This window comes from Krasilnikovia sp. M28-CT-15, assembly GCF_047159595.1.
Taxonomy (GTDB): Bacteria; Actinomycetota; Actinomycetes; order Mycobacteriales; family Micromonosporaceae; genus Actinoplanes.
On record NZ_BAAGAK010000001.1, the window covers coordinates 6,696,773 to 6,710,876 of the forward strand.

The following is a 14,104-nucleotide window of genomic DNA, read 5'->3' on the forward strand; positions in this document are numbered from 1 at the left end:
CCAAAGACTCGCCGCACCAGACCACGGCGGTTCAGAGCCTAGTATCTCCGCCGGAGGTGGTCGCACGTGCTCCGGCGGCAGGATGTAGGACACCGCGTGGTGGTACGCCGAATTGTGGGCATATCTGAGGATCGCCCACTTTTCACGGACGCGCTCGGCGAACTCGTCGACCTCACCGAGACGGAACTCACCCTGGCGACCGCCCACGGGACCCTGCGGGTACCGCTACAGGAGGTCCACCGCGCCAAACGGGTCCCCGCCACCCGCCGCCCCCGTGCCGCCGACGTCATCGCCCTCGAGCTCGCCTCCCACGAGGGCTGGCCCGCCCCCGTCCAGGCCCGGCTCGGCGACTGGGTGCTGCGCGCCGCGCAGAACTGGACCGGCCGGGCCAACTCCGCCCTCACCGTGGGCGACCCCGACCGCCCCCTGGAAGCCGCGATCGACGCGGTCCTCGACTGGTACGCCCGCCACGGCCAGCAGGCCCTGATCAACGCACCGATGCCGCTGGCCGCCCCGGTCAACGCCGCCCTCGACGCCCGCGGCTGGACCTCCCGCGCGCTCACCCTCGTGCAGACCGCCCCGCTGGCCCGCGTCCTCACCACCGCCGCTGAACGGCCCGACCTCCCGGGCGTCGAACTCGCGGACACGCCGAACGACGACTGGTTCGCCATGGTGGCCGAGCACAAGGGCACCCTGCCGGAGGCCGCCGTGCGGGTGCTCACCGGCGTACCCGAAACGGTGTTCGCGCAGGTCCGCGACGCGGACGGTGAGCTGCTGGCGGTGGCCCGGGGCACGATCACCGGGCCCGAACGGTGGCACGGCATCGCCCTGCTGCAGGTCGCGCCACAGGCCCGGCGGCAGGGAATGGCGCAGCACGTCGTGCGGGCCATGGCCGGGTGGGCGGCGCAGCGCGGCGCCAGCCGGGCCTACCTGCAGGTGGAGGAGCGCAACACCGGCGCGGTCGCGTTGTACCAGCGGCTCGGCTTCGACACCCACCACACGTATCTGACCCGGGAGGCTCCGGTCTGATCAGCGGCCGACGACGCGGCGGGGCCGGGTGGTGCGCTTCTCCGCGTACGCGCGCAGCGACTTCGAGCGGTAGTCGCGCCCGAGCGCCGTGGCGATCCAGTAGCCGAGCAGCGTGCCGACGATCGCGAACCCGCCGTAGAGCCAGATCTGGGAGAAGAAGTTCCCCGCGCCACCCGAGAACGGGCTGTCCCCGCTGACGAACGGTCCCACCAGGATCGTCAGCAGCATGCCCGCGACCACCGCCGCGGCCAGGTCAGGCAGCCAGCGGCTCAGCGGCAGCCGCTGACACTGCACGAACGTGACCGTCGCCAGCACCAGCCCGATGACGGCGAACATGACGACCGAGGCCCGGCTCTCCGCGGTGTCGTTGCCGTTGAACCCGATCCGCACCACCAGCCGGGCCACAAGGTTGATCGCGAACAGGCTCAGCGCCAGCACCGCGATCGGAAACCACCGCTGCTGCCTCATCGTTGCCCTCCCCTGCGGACCCGGCACGGCACCGGCACGCACACCGGCCGTGGCTGCGCATCGTAGCGCCCCGGAGACGTCGCGGTCACCGCCCTCATCGCGGCGGGACGGGCGGCCACCGCAGGATCATCCGGTACGCGTACACCGCGAACGCCAGGCTGCCCGCCAGTACCGTCACCAGCGCCACCCAGTTGTCGGCGTCCACCAGGTGATCGCCCTCGGTCCTCCGGTAGCCCGTGGCCAGCAGCATCAGCACCGTCCAGGCCACCCACGGCGGGGCCAGCGCCCAGCGCCGCCCCACTGTCGTCACCGCGAACCAGGCCAGCGCCAGATTGGCGGCCACCGCGGCGGGGATCGCCACCCCGACCGGAATCCCGCCCACTCGCAGCGAGGTCCAGAACAGCTCCAGCAAACCGCTGAACAGCGCCGCCAGCACCGAGATCAACACCCCGGCGGTACGCAGAACGGTCTCCAGCACCCGCCGCGGCGGCCGGCCCGGCGGCGGGACCGGCTCGGCCACCACGGCCTCCTGCACCGTCATCGGGCTTCGGCCCCGGGAACGTTGCTGAACAGATCGCTCTCCCACTTGTGCGGGCCGCTGACCTCGCCGCGCTCCCCGCGGGCCAGGGTGTAGTACTCGACGCCCATGAACTCGCCGCCGAAGTCGCCGGCGATGCCGTACAGCCACGAGTTGTCCGGGATCTGGGTGGCGTGGGCGCGCATCGCCGCCATCTTCTGCTCGTACCGGTCGGTGCCGTCCACCCGGGCCGCGATCTCGTCGTCCGGCGTGCCGAACGGCAGATCCTCCACGTTCTCGATCTCCGCGAAGGGGTTGTTCGCCGCCTCCCGGAACGCCGCCATCCCCGCGGCCAGCACGCTGACCGGCATCGCCGTCCAGTAGATCTTCTGTGGCCCGAAGCCCTCCGCGTCCGCCAGCTCGGCGGCGCGCATCGCCACCCGGTGCGCCTGGATGTGGTCCGGGTGCCCGTAGAAGCCGTTCGGGTCGTACGTGATGAGCACCTGCGGGCGGACCTCCCGCATGATCTCCACCAGGTGTCCCGCGGCCTCGTCGAGGTCCGCCTGCCAGAACGCCCGGGGATGCTCGTTGGTGGCCAGCCCCATCATCCCGGAGTCCCGGTAGCGGCCTGCCGCGCCGAGGAACCGGTGGTCGGTGACCCCCAGCGCGGCGCAGGCCCGCCGCAGCTCGGTGACGCGGTACCCGCCGAGCTGGTCGGCCTGGCCCGCCGCCAGCTCCGCCAGCTCGGGCACGTGGATCTCGCCCTCCTCGCCCAGCGTGCAGGTCACCAGCGTGACCAGGGCACCCTGGGCGGCGTAGTGGGCCATCGTGGCGCCGGTCCCGATGACCTCGTCGTCGGGATGGGCGTGCACCAGCAGCAGGCGGCGGGACGGTAATGCGTCGGTCACGGCGGCAACTTTACGCGCGGGGCCCGGCCCGGGCAGGTGTCCCAGTTGCGCGCGGCTTCGCTCGCGGCGCACCGTTCGGATCCCGTCATGCCGGTTTGGGGCGCACGAGGGGGGCTGGATCAGCGATGCTGGTGGTCGTGGAGGTTCCCACGCTCACGGACCCGGCCGACGGGGCGGCCGACGCGCCGTACAACGTCACGGTCGGCGCGGACGGCGCCCGCGTGGTGTTCCTGCGCGCAGGCGCGCTCTGGGTGCACACCGTCGCCACCGGCGCGCAGCGGTGCGTCACCGCAGGACCGGTCCGCGCGTACGGGGTGGACGCCGCGGCCCGGACGGCCGCGTTCGCGGTCGACGGCCGGCTGCACCGCGCCGACCTGGTCACCGGCGAGGTGACCCGCATCGACACCACCGCCACCGACGCCGACGACCCCCACCCCGATCCCACCGGCACCCACATCGGCTACCTCGACGGCGACACCCTGCGGGTCACCGGGCCGGACGGCACGGACGAGCTGCTGGCCGGGGAGCCCGGCGTGCGCTGGGGCCGGGTGGACGAGGCCAGCGCCCAGTTCGGCCGTACCCGCGGCTGGTGGTGGGCGCCGGGCGGCGGCCAGATCCTCGCCGTACGCGCCGCCGGGTCGGTCAGCCTGCACCTGCTCGACCTGTACGGCGGCTGGGTGGACGTGCACTGGGACCGGGAGACGTACCCGTACCTGGTCGACGTGCACTGGGGCGACGGCGGCGGACCGCTCATCACGGTGCTGCGCCGCACCCAGCAGCACGGGCTCGTGCTGTCCATCGACCCGCGTACCGGGGAGACCCAGGTGCACGCCGAGCTGGCCGACGCCCGCTGGGTCGAGCCGGTCGCGGGCACCCCGAGGCACCTGCCCGACGGGCGCGTCCTGGTCGGCGGGGAGCTGGCCCACGACGGCTTCGACGCGCGCTGCCTGTTCGCCGACGGCAGCCTGCTCACCCCGCCCGGCCTCTACGTGCGCCGGGTGGTCGGGGTGCTGCCCCGCCCGGGCGCCCCCGCGGCCGGACCCGACCTGATCGTCGAGGGCACCGACGGCGAGCCGGCCGAGCAGCACGTGTTCGCGATCCGTACCGCGATGGTCGGCGGCGGGGCGGACGCCCGGCGGCTGACCACCGAGCCCGGCTGGCACCGCGCCGAGGTCGGCGGCGACGTGGTCGTGCTGGCGTCCTCGTCGCTGGCCGGGCCGCCGACGTGGACGATCCGGCGCGGCGACGCCGCCGTCGGCACCCTGGCCGCCCCGGCCCCCGCACCCGCACGGCAGGTGCCGCAGCCGTCGCTGTCCCGGATCACCGACCGCCGGCTGCCCAGCGCGGTGCTGTACCCGCCCGGCCACCTCAGCGGCAACCGCCTCCCGGTGCTGGTCGAGCTCGGGCTCGGCCCCGGCCACCAGCAGGTCGTCCTCGACGACGCCGCCTGGCGGGACCGGCGGTGGTGGGCCGCCGCCGGGTTCGCCGTGGTCAGCATCGATTCCCGGGGTACGCCCGGAGTGGCGCCCAGCTTCGAGAAGGTGGTGCACCGGCGGCTGGCCGACGTGGCGCTCGCCGATCAGGCGGACGCGCTGCTGGCGCTGACCGGCAAGCACCCCGACCTGGAACTGACCCGGGTCGCCGTCCGCGGCACCGGGCTCGGTGGCTGGCTGGCCGCGCTCGCGGTGACCCGCCGCCACGATCTGTTCCGCTGCGCCGTGGCCCGCGACCCGGTCACGGACTTCACGCTCCTGCCCACCGCCCTCGCCGAGCGTTACCTGGGCCGCGAGGCCGACTCCCCCGAGGTCTACGCCCACCACCGCCTGGCCGGGGAACCGGTCACGGATGCGCTGCTCGTGCTCGAGCGTGCCGCCGACCCGACGACGCGGGAACTCGACTTCATCCGCCATCACACCGACCGCCTGGAGCGCTGATGACGATCCTGCTTTCGGACAGCGTCCTGCCCACCACCGGGCTGCCCCTGACTGAGAACGACTACTTCGCGCTGGGCCCGACCGGCGCCCGGGTCGAACTGTGGGACGGCAGCCTGCACTCCTGCCCCCGGGAGACGCCCCGGCATCAGCTCATCGTGGGTGCCCTGGCGGTCGCGCTGCGCGCCGGACGCGCCGACATGAACATCCTGTCCAGTGTCGCCGTACGTCTGGATCCGGGCCGGATCGCGGTGCCGGACCTGGTGGTCACCGGCCCGATCAACCTGGACGCACCGTTCATCGAGGCGGCCGCGGTGCGGCTGGTCTGCGAGGTGGTGTCGCCGGGCAGCGCGGCCGTGGACCGGGCGATGAAGATGTACTGCTACGCCGCCGCGGGCATCCCCTGGTATCTGCTGGCCGAGCAGGAGTTCAACGGCCTGTACAGCTACGTGCTCAAGGAGGGCGTGTACGTCCAGGACAACGTGATGCACCTGGGTGGCGTCACAGGCGTCGAGTTCGGCCGCTGACCCGCTCCCTCCCCCCGTCACCAGCACGTCCGCAGCCTGCTCGGACGAGCCCTGGACGCGGGCACGCTGCATGTCCTGGGGACGGTCAACGTCCGCCTGCGTCCGAACCGGATCGCCAATCCGGACCTGGTGCTGACGGGCCCGATCGACTTCGATGCACTGGTGATCGGCGCTGACGCGATCCGCCTCATCTGTGAGGTGACGTCGCCGAACACCGCCGCGACGGACAAGGTGCTCAAGATGCACTACTACGCCGCCGCGGTGACCACGCCGGGCGAGGTGCTGGTCCTCACCGATCCCGTCGAGGCCACGATCAAGCCGGAGGAGCTGCTGCCGCCCGGGTGACCGCTCGGTTCGGGCGCGGAGTGTCGGAGTGGTCGCCTAGGGTCGCGTCATGAGCCACTTTGACGAGGCGTCGGCGGCGGTGCAGGCCGCTCTCGACGCCGGGGCCCGCTATGCCGACGCGCGCGTCATGCTGCGCCGCACCGAGTCAGTGACCGCCCGCGACGGTGACATCGAGGAGCTGAGTTCCGACGAGAGCGCGGGTCTGGGGGTGCGCGCGCTGACCAGCTCCGGCTGGGGCTTCTACGCCGTACCCGAGCTGTCCGCGGCGGCGGCCCGGGCCGCCGGGCGGCAGGCGGCGCAGCTCGCGAAGGCCGCGGCCTCGGTGCCCGGCGCCGCCGGTGAGCTGGTCGCGACCGGCGCCACGCAGGCGAGCTGGGCCAGTCCGTGCGAGGTGGACCCGCTGGGTGTGCCGCTGTCGGTCAAGGGTGACCTGCTGGTGCGCGCCACGGCCGCGGCCCGCGACGCGGGCGCCGACGTGGCCGAGGGGATCTCCCAGGTGTGGGACACCCGCAAGTGGTTCGTCTCCAGCGAGGGGCACCGCATCGACCAGCACATCCGCGAGTGCGGCGCGGGGGTGAGCGCGAGCGCGTTCGGCGACGGCGAGATCCAGCGCCGGTCCTGGCCGTCCCACCGCGGCCAGTACGGCACCCGGGGCTGGGAGCTGGTCGACGAACTGTCGCTGGTGGAGCACGCACCCCGGATGGCCGAGGAGGCGCGGGCCCTGCTCAGCGCCCCGCTGTGCCCCGCGGGGGAGACCACCCTCATCCTGGGCGGCGAGCAGCTGGCCCTGCAGATCCACGAGTCCGTCGGGCACGCCATCGAGCTGGACCGCATCCTCGGCTGGGAGGCCGCGTTCGCCGGGACGTCCTGGCTGGATCTGGAGCGCCTCGGCGCGCTGCAATACGGCTCCGAGCTGATGACCATCACCATCGACCCGACGATCCCGGGTGCCCTGGGCAGCTTCGGCTACGACGACGAGGGCACCGCGGCAACGCCGCGCGACGCCGTCCGCGAGGGGCGGTGGGTGGGGGTGCTGGCAGGGCGGGATTCGGCCGCTGCCGCGGGGCTCGACTACGCGGGCAGCGTGCGCGCGGACGGCTGGGCGCGCCTGCCGATGGTCCGGATGACCAACGTCGGGCTGGAGCCGGGCCCGCACACGCTCGACGAGATCATCGCGGCCACCGACGACGGAGTGTTCATGGACGTCAACCGCTCCTGGTCCATCGACGACCGCCGGCTGAACTTCCAGTTCGGCTGCGAGATCGGCTACGAGATCAAGAACGGCAAGCGCGGGCGGATGCTGCGCAACCCCACGTACACCGGGATCGGGCCGAGGTTCTGGCAGTCGATGGACATGCTGTCCTCGGAGATCGTGCCCTGGGGCACCCCGAACTGCGGCAAGGGCCAGCCGGGGCAGATCGGCCACACCGGCCATCCGGCGGCACCGGCCCGCTTCACCAACGTCCGGGTGGGGGTGCGCGGATGACCACCGAGACGGTACGCGGAGGCACGGAGCTGGAGCTGGCGGGCCGGGTGGTGGAGCTGGCCGCACGGATCGCCGGGCCCGGCGCCCAGGCCGAGGTGGTGGCGGCGCACACCGCGGACGCGCTGACCCGCTTCGCCAATTCCGCGATCCATCAGAACGTCGCGGAGGCCACCACCTCGGTGCGGCTTCGACTGCATGTGGACGGGCGCACCGCGGTCGGCTCGACCACGGTCACGGACCCGGCGGGGCTGGCGACGCTGGTCGAGCGGACGGTCGCCGCCGCCCGCCTGAGCCCGCCGGACGAGGGCTGGCCGGGCCTCGCCCCGCCCGTACCGCTGGGGGCGGCGGGCCTGGTCGACGAGGCGACCGCCCTGGCCACCCCGGATGAGCGGGCCGCCCGGATCCGGGACTTCGTGGCCGCCGCGGGCGGCCTGGAGACCGCCGGGTTCTGCCGGACCAGCCACACCACCGCCGCGTTCGCCAACAGCGCCGGTCAGTCGGTCGAGGGCCGGGCGGCGGACGCCGGGATGGACGGCATCGCCCGCGTGGACGGGGCGGACGGGGTGGCCCGCCGGGCCAGCGGGCGGCTGGCCGAGCTGGACGGTGCGGTGCTGGGCGCCCGTGCGGCGGCCAAGGCGCGCGCCGCAGCCGATCCGGTCGAGCTGCCGCCGGGCCACTACGAGGTGGTGCTGGAGCCGGAGGCGGTGGCGGATCTGCTGACGAATCTGGCCGCGTTCGGGTTCAACGGCAAGGCGTGGGCGCAGGGTGAGTCCTTCGCGGAGCTGGGTGCGGCCCAGTTCGACCCGGCGATCACGCTGGTGGACGAGCCACTGGGGATCGCGGGCGAGCCGGTGCCGGGCCTGCCGTTCGACGTCGAGGGCACGCCCCGGGCCGCGCTGGTGCTGGTCCGCGACGGCACGACGACGGCGGTAGCGCACGATCGCCGCTCCGGCGCGGACGCCGGTGCGGCGTCGACCGGCCACGGTTCGCCGGTGTCCCGGTCGTGGGGCCCGGTCGCGCACCACCTGCGTCTGGTGGCCGGGCCCGGCGACCCTGCGCGGGCGGGCGGCGGGTCAGGCCCGGCGGCGGGCCCGGGCGGCGGGTCGAGCCCGGCGGCGGGCTGGGGCGACGGCCCGGTGGCCGATTCGGGCGGTGGGGTGAGTCCGGTGGCGCCGTCGGCGGGTCCGCTGGTCGCGGCGGTGGAGCGCGGGCTGCTGGTCACGGACCTCTGGTACACCCGCGTGCTGGATCAGAAGAGCCTGGTCGTCACCGGCCTGACCCGCAACGGGGTCTGGCTCATCGAGGACGGCCGGATCACCCGGGCGGTGGGCAACATGCGGTTCACCCAGTCGTATCCGCAGGCGCTGGCGGCCGGTGCGGTGCGCGGGATCGGCGCCGAGTCCGTGCCGCTGCCGGATCGTTGGTCCGGCGTGCGGCACCGCGCGCCCGCCTTGCACCTGGCCTCGTGGCACCTGACCGGTAATGCCTCGGGCTAACCGTTTTATCCTTTTTTGAGCTGTTAGTACGAAATGGGAGTGATGAGGCGGGCGGGGCCGGAGGGATCGAAAGTGATGTTGTACACACCGAGGCTGTGTTCGAGGTCACGGTCTGGCTTTACGCCGCGCTCACACGCGAGACTCCCTTGCGCACGAAGCGCCGGAGTCGCGGCGTAACGTGTGCCACACACAGGATCCGCACACGCCCGCAAATCGGGCGCGGGCCGCGCGATACAGGGCACTCTCAGGGAGACCTTGAATGACGACGACGGCAACGAGGCCGGATGCGGGGCGGGCACGCGCTGCGATCGCGGCGAAGACGTTGCGTACGGATCGGTGGTGGTTCCCGCCGCTGATCACCTTCGTGGGCCTGACCGCATGGGTCACCTACGCGACCGTCCGCGTGTTCATGCACAAATGGTTCTTCGTCGAGCAATACCACTATCTGACGCCGTTCTACTCGCCGTGCGTCACGGACCGGTGCGGGGACGCCGCGGAATTCGGCACGCCGCTGCCGAGCTTCTGGCTGATCCCGGATGCGGCGTTCACCCTGCCGTTCCTGCTGTTGTTCCGGCTCACCTGCTACTACTACCGCAAGGCGTACTACCGCGCCTTCTGGCTGTCGCCGCCGGCCTGCGCGGTGCCCGACGGGCACCAGACGTACACGGGTGAGACCCGCTTCCCGCTGATCTTCCAGAACGTCCACCGGTACGCCTTCTACGCCGCCGGGATCATCTCGATCATCAACACCTGGGACGCGATCCGGGCGTTCCACAGCCCTTCCGGCTTCGGGTTCGGACTGGGCAACGTGGTCCTGATCGTCAACGTCGTGATGCTGTGGGCGTACACGTTGTCCTGCCACTCCTGCCGGCACATCGTGGGTGGGCGCCTCAAGCATTTCTCCAGGCATCCGGTGCGGTACGCCTTCTGGGGCTTCGTGTCCAAGCTGAACACCCGCCACATGGGGCTGGCCTGGATCACCCTGGGCACGCTCGCGCTGACCGACTTCTACGTCATGGCGGTCGCCGCGAATTGGATCTCCGACCTGCGGTTCATCAACTAGAGGGCGCCCCCATACATGACAACCCGAATCGAACGACACCACTACGACGTCGTCGTGATCGGCGCCGGGGGCGCAGGTCTGCGGGCGGCGATCGAGGCCCGGCTGGCCGGCAAGAAGACCGCGATCATCTCGAAGTCGCTGTTCGGCAAAGCGCACACGGTCATGGCCGAGGGCGGCGCGGCCGCCGCCATGGGCAACGTGAACAGCAACGACAACTGGATGGTGCACTTCCGCGACACCATGCGCGGCGGCAAGTTCCTGAACAACTTCCGCATGGCCGAGCTGCACGCCAAGGAGGCTCCCGAGCGGATCTGGGAGCTGGAGACGTACGGCGCGCTGTTCGACCGGACGAAGGACGGCAAGATCTCGCAGCGCAACTTCGGCGGCCACGAGTACCCGCGGCTGGCGCACGTCGGCGACCGGACCGGCCTGGAGTTGATCCGTACCCTTCAGCAGAAGATCGTCTCGCTGCAGCAGGAGGATCACCGGGAGACGGGCAGCTACGAGTCGCGCATCCGGGTGTTCGCCGAGACCACGATCACCGACCTGATGCTGGACGGCAACAAGGTCGCGGGCGCGTTCGGCTACTACCGCGAGTCCGGCGAGTTCATCCTGCTGGAGGCACCCGCAGTGGTGCTGGCCACGGGCGGGGTTGGCCGCAGCTACAAGGTCACCTCGAACTCCTGGGAGTACACCGGGGACGGCCACGCGCTGGCGCTGCGCGCCGGGGCCACGCTGATCAACATGGAGTTCCTGCAGTTCCACCCGACCGGCATGGTCTGGCCGCCCTCGGTCAAGGGCATCCTGGTCACCGAGTCGGTCCGCGGCGACGGCGGGGTGCTGCGCAACTCCGACGGCAAGCGGTTCATGTTCGACTACGTCCCGGACGTCTTCCGCAAGCAGTACGCGGACACCGAGGAGGAGGCGGACCGCTGGTACACCGACCCGGACAACAACCGGCGTCCGCCGGAACTGCTGCCCCGTGACGAGGTGGCCCGGGCCATCAACAGCGAGGTGAAGGCGGGCCGCGGCACCAAGGCGGGCGGCGTCTACCTGGACGTGTCGACCCGCATGCCGGCCGAGACCATCATCAAGCGCCTGCCCTCGATGCACCACCAGTTCAAGGAACTGGCCGACGTCGACATCACCAAGGAGCCGATGGAGGTCGGCCCGACCTGCCACTACGTGATGGGCGGCGTGGAGGTCGACCCGGATTCGGCGGCGGCACACGGCCACGTCGAGGGGCTGTTCGCGGCCGGTGAGGTGTCCGGCGGCATGCACGGCTCCAACCGGCTGGGCGGCAACTCGCTGTCCGACCTGCTGGTCTTCGGCAAGCGGGCGGGCGAGCACGCCGCCACGTACGCGGACTCGCTGGCGAAGCGGCCCAAGGTGGCCACGGCCGACGTGGAGAAGGCGGTGGACGCGGCGCTGGCGCCGTTGCAGCGCGAGGGCGGGGAGAACCCGTACACATTGCAGCAGGACCTGCAGGCGGTGATGGGTGACCTGGTCGGCATCATCCGCCGCGAGGGCGAGTTGAGCGACGCGCTCAAGCGGCTCCAGGAGCTGAAGCTGCGGGTCGCCAACGTCGGCGCGGGCGGCGGCCGGCGCTACAACCCGGGCTGGCATCTGGCCCTGGACCTGCGCAACATGCTGGTGGTCAGCGAGTGCACCGCCAAGGCGGCGCTGGAGCGCGAGGAGTCCCGCGGCGGCCACACCCGTGAGGACTTCCCCAAGATGGAACCGCAGTGGCGCCGAGTGAACCTGGTCTGCTCCCTCGACGGGACCGACGTGACGCTGGAGCGCAAGCCGCTGCCGACGATGCGGGCCGAGCTGATGCAGCTGTTCGACCGCGCCGAGCTGGGCAAGTACCTGACCGACGAGGAACTCGCGGACTTCGATGCGCTGACCAAGGAGGCGAAGTAAATGGGGAAGCGCCACTTCCGCGTCTGGCGCGGTGACGCATCGGGCGGCGAGATCCAGGACTACGACGTCGAGGTCAACGAGGGCGAGGTCGTCCTCGACATCATCCACCGCATCCAGGCCACGCAGAGCCCGGATCTGGCCTGCCGGTGGAACTGCAAGGCGGGCAAGTGCGGCTCCTGCTCGATGGAGATCAACGGCATGCCGAAGCTCGGCTGCATGACCCGGATGAGCACATTCGAGGAGACCGAGACCGTCACCATCACGCCACTGCGGACGTTCCCGGTGATCCGGGACCTGGTCACGGACGTCTCGTTCAACTACGAGAAGGCGCGCGAGACCCCGGCGTTCGCGCCGCCGGCCGGGGTGAAGCCCGGCCAGTACCGGATGCAGCAGGTCGATGTGGAGCGCTCGCAGGAGTTCCGCAAGTGCATCGAGTGCTTCCTCTGCCAGAACACCTGCCACGTGGTGCGCGACCACGAGGAGAACAAGCCCGAGTTCTCCGGCCCGCGGTTCTTCATCCGCGCCGCCGAGCTGGACATGCACCCGCTGGACGCCAAGACCGACCGCAAGGAGTACGCGCAGGCCAGCATGGGCATGGGCTACTGCAACATCACCAAGTGCTGCACCGAGGTCTGCCCCGAGCACATCAAGATCACGGACAACGGGATCATTCCGATGAAGGAACGGGTCGTCGACCGCCGGTACGACCCGCTGGTCTGGCTCGGCCGGAAGATCTTCCGCCGCGACGAGCTGGAGTCCGGGCACGCCGGTGATCCCATGGCACCCAGCGTCAGCGCGGGCGTCACGGGGGTTGCGGCGGGTCTGGGTCCCTCGGGCGCCCGGCCGCCGCAGGGCCCGCCGCTGCGGGCCGACGGGCGCCTCGACGTCTCCGAGCTCATCGCGTCGAACGCGGGCGGCCCGTCGCCCTTCGGCGACGACCAGGACTTCCCGCTGCTCGGCTCGGAGCTGACGTACCGGCATCCCGCCCCGGGCAAGGACGCGGCCCCGCCAGGTTCGCATTGAGCAATGCGTATCCGAAGGCCCGCCGGCCCGCCGGCGGGCCTTCGCCGTGTTCCGGGGCCGAGCGTTGGGCCTTCGCCGTGTTCCCGGGGTGTCGTCGATCGCTCGACTTCGATACGTTAGCGAGACGTCACGCTACGGAGGTGAGCCCGTTGGCCGGACCGTCCGCTACGCCCGAGGCGCCGATCCCGTTCCCCTTCCCGCCGTCACCCTCGATCTTCCATCCGCAGCCGGAACTGGCGGAGTTGAGACAGAACCGCCCGGTCGCGCAGGTCCAGCTCCCCGACGGCAAGACCGCCTGGCTGGTCACCCGCTACGAGGACGTCCGGCAGGTCCTCATCGACCCGCGGTTCAGCCGCGCCGCGGCGACCGGCCCGGCCGTCCCCGACGTCGGGCTCGGCCAGGCCGCCGCCGACTCCATCCTGAGCCTGGACCCGCCCGACCACACGCGGCTGCGCCGCCTGGTCGCGGGCGCGTTCACGGCCCGCCGGGCGGAGGCGCTGCGGCCCCGGGTGACGAAGCTGGTCGACGAGCTGATCGACCGGCTGCTCACCCTGCCGCAGCCCGCCGATCTGGTGGAGAACTTCTCCCTGCCCCTGCCGATCCAGGTGATCTGCGAGTTGCTCGGCGTGCCGACCGCCGACCGCCACCTGTTCCGCGAGTGGTCCGACACGGTCATGAGCGACACGACCCGCGACCCCCGGGAGATCGACGCGGCGCTGGAGCAGCTCGGCGAATACTTCGGCCGGCTGATCGCCAGCAAGCGCGCCAAGCCCGACGACGGCCTGATCACCGCGCTGATCGCCGCCCGCGACGAGCAGGACCGGCTCACGGAGAAGGAGCTGGTACGGCTCTGCTTCACGCTGCTGGTGGCGGGCCACGAGACCACCGCCAACCAGATCAACATGTTCCTGCTGACGCTGCACGAGTACCCCGAACAGCTGGAGCGGCTGCGGGCCCGGCCCGAGAGCATCCCGCAGGCGGTCGAGGAGCTGATGCGTTTCGTCCAGCTCGGCTCGGGCGGCGCGGGCCTGCCCCGGGTCACCACCGAGGACGTCGAGCTGAGCGGCGTACGGATCCCGGCCGGATCGGCCGTGTTCCCGGTGATGAGCGCGGCCAACCGCGATCCGGCGGCGATGGCGGACCCGGACCGGCTCGACGTGACCCGTTCCCTGACCGCCCACCTGGGCTTCGGCGCGGGTCCCCACCACTGCCTCGGCGCACAGCTGGCCCGCCTGGAGTTGCAGGAGGCACTGCGCGGGCTGCTCACCCGGATGCCCGGGATGCGGATCGCCGTGCCAGTCGAGGAGTTGCCGTTCAAGGAGGGGATGCTGCTCAACAGCCTGCGCACCCTGCCGGTGCGGTGGTGATTGGCACACTCGTACTAATCG

At 71.9% G+C, this 14,104-nt stretch carries 13 protein-coding genes; 10 read left to right on the forward strand and 3 right to left on the reverse strand.

The features are described 5' to 3' along the window. Positions 1-66 precede the first annotated feature (66 nt). Positions 67-1,029 carry a GNAT family N-acetyltransferase gene (locus ACMCNO_RS30680; RefSeq protein ID WP_412752909.1) on the forward strand — a complete coding sequence of 321 codons (963 nt, stop codon included), beginning with the start codon at positions 67-69 and terminating at the stop codon, positions 1,027-1,029. On the opposite strand, the gene ACMCNO_RS30685 is transcribed toward ACMCNO_RS30680, so the two are convergent. From ACMCNO_RS30685 to mshB, 3 genes are all read right to left on the reverse strand, one after another. Further along, complete coding sequence (locus ACMCNO_RS30685) at positions 1,030-1,497, reverse strand: hypothetical protein (protein WP_412752910.1); 468 nt, start codon at positions 1,495-1,497, stop codon at positions 1,030-1,032. 94 nt (positions 1,498-1,591) lie between these two features. Then, positions 1,592-2,038, reverse strand: a complete 447-nt coding sequence (locus ACMCNO_RS30690) for a hypothetical protein (protein ID WP_412752911.1) — start codon at positions 2,036-2,038, stop codon at positions 1,592-1,594. Next, positions 2,035-2,922: an N-acetyl-1-D-myo-inositol-2-amino-2-deoxy-alpha-D-glucopyranoside deacetylase gene (gene mshB / locus ACMCNO_RS30695; protein WP_412752912.1), complete on the reverse strand. Its 888-nt coding sequence runs from the start codon at positions 2,920-2,922 to the stop codon at positions 2,035-2,037. Before mshB ends, ACMCNO_RS30690 begins: the two co-directional genes overlap by 4 nt. A 125-nt stretch (positions 2,923-3,047) precedes the next feature. On the opposite strand from mshB, the gene ACMCNO_RS30700 reads away from it, so the two are divergent. The 9 genes from ACMCNO_RS30700 to ACMCNO_RS30740 all read left to right on the forward strand — a co-directional run bounded on the left by ACMCNO_RS30700 (position 3,048) and on the right by ACMCNO_RS30740 (position 14,083). Continuing rightward, a complete protein-coding gene (locus tag ACMCNO_RS30700; RefSeq protein ID WP_412752913.1) occupies positions 3,048-4,856 on the forward strand; it encodes a prolyl oligopeptidase family serine peptidase in 1,809 nt (602 codons plus the stop codon). Further along, on the forward strand, positions 4,856-5,380 hold the full coding sequence (locus ACMCNO_RS30705) for a Uma2 family endonuclease (protein WP_130509146.1): 525 nt from the start codon (positions 4,856-4,858) through the stop codon (positions 5,378-5,380). Before ACMCNO_RS30700 ends, ACMCNO_RS30705 begins: the two co-directional genes overlap by 1 nt. Positions 5,381-5,542: 162 nt before the next feature. After that, positions 5,543-5,725, forward strand: a complete 183-nt coding sequence (locus ACMCNO_RS30710; protein WP_412752914.1) for a hypothetical protein — start codon at positions 5,543-5,545, stop codon at positions 5,723-5,725. Between the two features lie 49 nt (positions 5,726-5,774). Next, positions 5,775-7,211: a TldD/PmbA family protein gene (locus ACMCNO_RS30715; protein WP_412752915.1), complete on the forward strand. Its 1,437-nt coding sequence runs from the start codon at positions 5,775-5,777 to the stop codon at positions 7,209-7,211. After that, positions 7,208-8,707: a TldD/PmbA family protein gene (locus ACMCNO_RS30720; RefSeq protein ID WP_412752916.1), complete on the forward strand. Its 1,500-nt coding sequence runs from the start codon at positions 7,208-7,210 to the stop codon at positions 8,705-8,707. The genes ACMCNO_RS30715 and ACMCNO_RS30720 overlap by 4 nt, the downstream gene beginning before the upstream one ends. 259 nt (positions 8,708-8,966) lie before the next feature. Further along, the gene (locus ACMCNO_RS30725) at positions 8,967-9,770 is read left to right on the forward strand and encodes a hypothetical protein (protein ID WP_412752917.1); all 804 of its coding nucleotides are present in this window, start codon (positions 8,967-8,969) and stop codon (positions 9,768-9,770) included. 15 nt (positions 9,771-9,785) lie between these two features. Then, positions 9,786-11,693 (forward strand): fumarate reductase/succinate dehydrogenase flavoprotein subunit, encoded by a 1,908-nt coding sequence (locus ACMCNO_RS30730; protein WP_412752918.1) that lies wholly within the window; start codon positions 9,786-9,788, stop codon positions 11,691-11,693. Continuing rightward, the gene (locus ACMCNO_RS30735; RefSeq protein WP_412752919.1) at positions 11,694-12,716 is read left to right on the forward strand and encodes a succinate dehydrogenase/fumarate reductase iron-sulfur subunit; all 1,023 of its coding nucleotides are present in this window, start codon (positions 11,694-11,696) and stop codon (positions 12,714-12,716) included. Positions 12,717-12,856: 140 nt separating this feature from the next. Then, positions 12,857-14,083, forward strand: coding sequence for a cytochrome P450 (locus ACMCNO_RS30740; RefSeq protein WP_412752920.1), 1,227 nt, complete (start codon positions 12,857-12,859; stop codon positions 14,081-14,083). Positions 14,084-14,104 lie beyond the last annotated feature (21 nt).